The following is a 4,424-nucleotide window of genomic DNA, read 5'->3' on the forward strand; positions in this document are numbered from 1 at the left end:
TCGTTCCAGGCGGTCAAGCACCAGCTCGCGGACGTCCTCGTCGCCCTGGAGTTCGCCCGGCCGCTGCTGTACGGGGCCGCGCTGGCGCTGGCGGACGGCACCGACCGGGCCGGCGCGGAGGTCGCCGCCGCCAAGGTCGCCGCGGGTGAGGCGGCGTACGCGGCGGCCAGGACCGCGCTCCAGTTGCACGGCGCGATCGGCTACACGGACGAGTACGACCTGTCCCTGTGGATCCGCAAGGCCCGTGCGCTGCGCGCCGCTTGGGGGTCCCCCTCCGTCTGCCGCGCCCGCGTCCTCGCGCCCTGAGCGGGCGCCACCGGGAGCCGTCCACGTTGCTCCGGGAGCCGTCAGCCGATGACAGTTCGGCCGAAGGGTGCCGTCCGCCGCACCGGGTGATCCATGCTGTGACGACCGACCGGCACGGCCAGCGGCTCGGCGGAGAGCGACGGAGAACAGAGGTATTGGGCGCATGCACCGGACCCGGCCGACATTGGAGAGCGTGGCGCTGCACGCGGGCGTCTCGCGCGCCACGGTGTCCCGCGTCGTCAACGGCTCCACCAGGGTCGGCGAGGACGCCCGCGAGGCGGTGCAGCGGGCGATCCGGGAGCTGGGCTACGTCCCCAACCAGGCGGCCCGCAGCCTGGTCACCCAGCGCACCGACTCCTTCGCGCTCGTCCTGCCCGAGGAGCCGGGCCGGGTGTTCTCCGACGACCAGTTCTTCCCCGGCGTGGTGCGCGGTGTGAGCCAGCGGCTGGAGGAGGCCGACAAGCAGCTGGTGCTGATGATGGCCCGCTCCCCCGCCAGCCGGGACCGCATCGAGCGCTTCGCCCTGGCGCGCCATGTCGACGGCGTCATGGTCGCCTCCGTACACGGTGCCGACCCGCTGCCCGCCTCCCTCGCCCGCATGGGCATCCCGGTGGTCTCCAACGAACGGCTGCTCGGCCCGGTGTCCCTGCCGTACGTCGGCGTGGACAACACCGGGGGCGCGGCCGCCGCCGTGCGCCATCTGGTGCGCTCGGGGCGCACCAGGATCGCCACCGTCGCGGGGCCACAGGACATGGTCGCCGGGATCGACCGGCTGGCCGGCTACCGGGCGGCGCTGGACGAGGCGCGGCTGCCCGCGGCCGTCGCCGTCGGTGACTTCACACAGGAGTCAGGCGTGGCCGCGACGCGCGAGTTGCTGCGCGAAGAGCCGGGCTTTGACGCGGTGTTCGCGGCCTCCGACCTGATGGCGGTGGGGGTGCTGCGGGCGCTGCGGCAGGCAGGCCGCCGGGTGCCGGACGACGTCGCCGTGGTCGGCTTCGACGACATCGAGACCGCCCGCTACACCGATCCGCCGCTGACCACGGTCCGCCAGCCCATCGCTCACATCGGCCGGCGGCTCGCCCATCAACTGCTGCGCCTCGCCTCGGGCGAGCCGATCGAGCCGTCGCTGGTCCTGCCGACCGAACTGGTCCTGCGGGAGTCGGCCTGAGGCGCCCCGGTTCCCGCGGTCATTCCCCCGCGTACTGGGGCAGCAGGGCCCGGAACTCGCGCTCGAAGGCGTCGTAGCGGCGGCGCAGATCGGCGCCCGGCCAGTCGGATGGCAGCAGCCCGGTTGGCAGGACCGGGTCGGCGAGGAGGTGGCGGAGCGCGGCGGCCGCCACGGTGAACCGCTCGGCCGGTCCGTCGGCCCGCTCCAGGGCCGCCGACAGCAGCCGGGCCCGGGCGGCCCAGCCGTCCAGGTCCCACAGCCGGGCGGCGAGCCGGACCGGGTCGCCCTCGGGCGCGCCGGTGAGCCACGCGCACTGCTCGGCGGCGACGGCCGGGCGCGGCCGTACGAGGTTGGCGGGGCGCAGCCAGGTGCCCTCCCGCAGCTCGGCCAGGCGCAGGGCGGCCATGGCCTGGCGCAGCGCGGCCCGCTCGGGCGCGGCGCGGCGGTCGGAGGTGACGACCGCGATCTCCCAGCCGCCGTCCCAGCGCCGGGTGCGGGGGGCCCGGCTATCGTCCTGCCGGGCCTGGCGGGCCAGGAGGCGGTCGGTGAGCCGGTAGGCGCCGCCGCGCTGCTCGAGGTCACCGGCCGCGACCATACGGGTGAGCGCGACCCGGACGGTGCCCTCCGCGGCGCCGAACAGCGCCCCGACGCGGACCAGGGCGCGGGCGGGCAGCTGGGGCGGATGCTGGCCGAGCAGGGTGCTGAGCACGATCGAGCGGGCCGTCAGCGGGCGCAGCGCGAGCGCCCCGGCGGCGGCGCTTCCGGTGGCGGCGCCGGGAGCGGTGGCGGCGCTGGGTTCAGCGGGATCGCGCGTATCGCTGGTGTCGCGGGTGTCGTCCATAGGTGCCCGAACCCTATCTATTACAGTTCTTCATCAAGCATGATGGAAGTGTAAGAGCGCAGGGTCGCCGCACACGAGGAGACGCCATGGGTGCCACGCATGAAGTCCTCAACCAGGCCCCGCCGCTGATCGGCTTCAGCACGGCCGACGACCCGGCCCTGCTGGAGGCCCTGCGGCGGGACGGAGGAAGCCGGGGCGAGCAGGAGGTGCGGGAGCTGGGCGCGCTGGCCGGGTCCGCCGAGGTCCAGGACTGGGCGCGGATGGCCGAGGAGCACCCTCCGGTGCTGCACACCCACGACCGGTACGGCCACCGCGTCGACGAAGTCGAGTACCACCCGGCCTACCACCAGCTGATGGCTGCCGCCGTGGCCAGTGGGCAGCACGCCGCCGCCTGGAGCGAGACCCGGCCGGGGGCGCATCTGGTGCGCGCCGCCAAGTTCTACTGCTTCGCGCAGGCCGAGCCGGGCCACGGCTGCCCCATCTCCATGACGTACGCCGCGATCCCGGCGCTGCGCGCCGAGCCGGAGCTCGCGGCCGCCTACGAGCCGCTGCTGGCCGCCCGCGTCTACGACTTCGGGCTGCGCCCGCCGCTGGGCAAGCGGGGGCTGATCGCCGGCATGTCGATGACGGAGAAGCAAGGCGGCTCGGACGTACGGGCCAACACCACGCGGGCGCTCCCCCAGGCGGACGGCAGCTACCTGCTGACCGGTCACAAGTGGTTCACCTCCGCGCCGATGAGCGACATCTTCCTCACCCTCGCCCAGACCGACGAGGGCCTGACCTGCTTCCTGGTGCCGCGCGTGCTGCCCGACGGGACGCTCAACGCCATGCGGCTGCAGCGGCTCAAGAACAAGCTCGGCAACCGCTCCAACGCCTCCTCCGAGATCGAGTACGACGGCGCGGTGGCCTGGCGGGTCGGCGAGCCGGGCCGGGGGGTGCGCACGATCGTCGAGATGGTGAATGTGACCCGGCTGGACTGTGTGATCGGCTCGGCGGCGGGCATGCGGGCCGGGCTCCGGCAGGCCCTGCACCACACCGAGCACCGGCGGGCGTTCGGCGCGGAACTGATCGACCAGCCGCTGATGCGCAATGTGCTCGCCGATCTGGCCGTCGAGTCGGAGGCCGCCACGACGCTCGCGATGCGCCTGGCGACGGCCCTGGACCGGACCCAGGCCGGAGACGAGTCGGAGGCGGCGCTACGCCGGCTGGGGCTGGCGGTGAGCAAGTACTGGGTGTGCAAGCGCGGCGCCACACACGCCGCGGAGGCTCTGGAATGCCTGGGCGGCAACGGCTATGTCGAGGACTCCGGCATGCCGCGCCTGTACCGGGAGGCGCCGCTGCTGTCGATCTGGGAGGGCTCGGGCAATGTCGCGGCCCTCGACGTACTGCGCGCACTGGGCCGGGAGTCGGGCGCGCTGGACGCCTTCCTGGCCGAGGTGGACACCGCCGCCGGGGCGGACGCGCGGTTGGACGCGGCCGTCGCCCGCCTCCGCGATCTGCTGCCGCAGCTCGCCGATCCACAGCGTGCGCAGCTGCTCGCCCGCCGCCTCGCCGAGCAGATGACGCTGGTCCTGCAGGGCAGCCTGCTGGTGCGGTACAGCCACCCCGCGGTGGCGGACGCCTTCTGCGCCTCGCGGCTCGGTGGCGACTGGGGCCATGCCTTCGGCACCCTGCCGCCCGGCGTGGACACCGGCCCGATCCTGGACCGGGCTCGGCTCAAGGACGCGCGGTGACTGTCTTTTAGGGCCGCTACGTCAAGCTTTTGAGGCGGCTGTCAGAGCCACGGCCCGGACGGGCAGATTCCGCGCAAATTCACCTATTCGAGGGAATCCACGCGGGCATACGGCTGTAACGGGTCCGATCAGCCGAAGATCTCGGTCGTGAACCGATGGCAACGCACGTTGCGTTCAGGGATTCTCGCCACGGCCCTGGTGCTCGTCTCGGCGGGGGCGGGCCCCGTGGCCGAGGCGGACCGGGCCGGGGCTGACGGGCCCGACCACTCGGCACATGGCCCGCACGGGGGTATCCACCTCCACATCGAGGTGCGCATTCCGGGTCTCGGCGTGATCTGGCCGGGGTGGTGTCCGACGCCGACACCCACCCCCACAC

At 74.0% G+C, this 4,424-nt stretch carries 5 protein-coding genes; 4 read left to right on the plus strand and 1 reads right to left on the minus strand.

The window, feature by feature from the left end; all coding sequences use genetic code 11:
• On the plus strand, positions 1-306 hold a 306-nt coding region (locus CCN51_RS50870), incomplete at its 5' end, for an acyl-CoA dehydrogenase family protein (protein WP_281262492.1).
• 163 nt (positions 307-469) lie between these two features.
• Complete coding sequence (locus CCN51_RS50875) at positions 470-1,474, plus strand: LacI family DNA-binding transcriptional regulator (RefSeq protein WP_014174340.1); 1,005 nt, start codon at positions 470-472, stop codon at positions 1,472-1,474.
• A 19-nt stretch (positions 1,475-1,493) separates the two neighbouring features.
• Here CCN51_RS50875 and CCN51_RS50880 read toward each other — a convergent pair whose 3' ends face one another.
• Entirely contained in the window at positions 1,494-2,315 is an 822-nt protein-coding gene (locus CCN51_RS50880) for a PaaX family transcriptional regulator C-terminal domain-containing protein (protein WP_014174341.1), read from the minus strand.
• Between the two features lie 86 nt (positions 2,316-2,401).
• On the opposite strand from CCN51_RS50880, the gene CCN51_RS50885 reads away from it, so the two are divergent.
• Both CCN51_RS50885 and CCN51_RS56795 read left to right on the plus strand, forming a co-directional pair.
• A complete protein-coding gene (locus CCN51_RS50885) occupies positions 2,402-4,048 on the plus strand; it encodes an acyl-CoA dehydrogenase family protein (RefSeq protein ID WP_014174342.1) in 1,647 nt (548 codons plus the stop codon).
• 147 nt (positions 4,049-4,195) lie between these two features.
• The coding region (locus tag CCN51_RS56795) for a hypothetical protein (RefSeq protein ID WP_211303344.1) at positions 4,196-4,424 on the plus strand (229 nt) is incomplete at its 3' end.

This window comes from Streptomyces milbemycinicus, from assembly GCF_002154605.1.
GTDB lineage: Bacteria > Actinomycetota > Actinomycetes > Streptomycetales > Streptomycetaceae > Streptomyces > Streptomyces milbemycinicus.

Excerpts from the sequence above, each read along its gene's own strand:
- CCN51_RS50875 (WP_014174340.1), top strand. The coding sequence starts at position 470 with ATGCACCGGACCCGGCCGACATTGGAGAGCGTGGCGCTGCACGCGGGC.
- CCN51_RS50880 (WP_014174341.1), bottom strand. The coding sequence starts at position 2,315 with ATGGACGACACCCGCGACACCAGCGATACGCGCGATCCCGCTGAACCC.
- CCN51_RS50885 (WP_014174342.1), top strand. The coding sequence starts at position 2,402 with ATGGGTGCCACGCATGAAGTCCTCAACCAGGCCCCGCCGCTGATCGGC.